Consider the following 688-nt stretch of genomic DNA (forward strand, 5'->3'; position numbering starts at 1 on the left):
AGATTGATGGACAAGAGATTGCTGTCTTCCGGCATCGCGGCGAGTATTATGCCCTTGCAAATTATTGTATTCACCAAGCTGGCCCCCTGTGCGAAGGTGCACTCAGCGGAGGTATGACCACGGGTGAAGACGGTTGGGACTGGGTGTACGATGACGAGGAACGATACGTTGTCTGCCCGTGGCACGGATGGATGTTTGATATTGAGACTGGTAAGAGTCCCAAAGACGAGCGCTATGGGGTACCCACGTATGATGTTGAAATCGAAGACGGAACCATCTACGCCGTTCGGTAACTGACTCTTTGTAGCAGAGCCTCTGCTTTTTCCTTTTCTGTGTGACAACAGATCCGGATCCGAATTCGGCCGGTTGGCTGAGTAGGCACGATACTATTATGAGGCCGCGGGTATCCACTAGCCAATATGCTAGAGAGTGCATTGCACGTTCCCGAAGAGGAACAAATCGGGAACGTCGATGAACTTGACCGTGTTGTCGATGCTGATATGCAGGTTCAAGAGACCCCTGCTGCACTCGTTGAGCATATGGATGACTCCACTGGGGCTCACAGAGTTGTATCCTTGACAGACCTACAGCACGATATGATCTACGCTGGGCCGTCGAGTTATCCATTATACGAGTACAAACGAACCAATGGAAGTGGGGATCCTGTGGCTGAGAGCTCTGTTGATGA

General features: G+C 51.2%; 2 protein-coding genes. Both read left to right on the forward strand.

Annotation, left to right across the window (positions count from 1 at the left end):
* On the forward strand, positions 1-293 hold a 293-nt coding region (locus DEQ92_RS21145; RefSeq protein ID WP_115821738.1), incomplete at its 5' end, for a Rieske 2Fe-2S domain-containing protein.
* A gap of 126 nt (positions 294-419) precedes the next feature.
* Positions 420-688, forward strand: a 269-nt coding sequence (locus tag DEQ92_RS23325; protein WP_147299540.1) for a hypothetical protein, incomplete at its 3' end; no start/stop codon positions are given.

The organism is Haloferax sp. Atlit-6N (assembly GCF_003383195.1).
In the GTDB taxonomy this organism is placed as follows: domain Archaea; phylum Halobacteriota; class Halobacteria; order Halobacteriales; family Haloferacaceae; genus Haloferax; species Haloferax gibbonsii.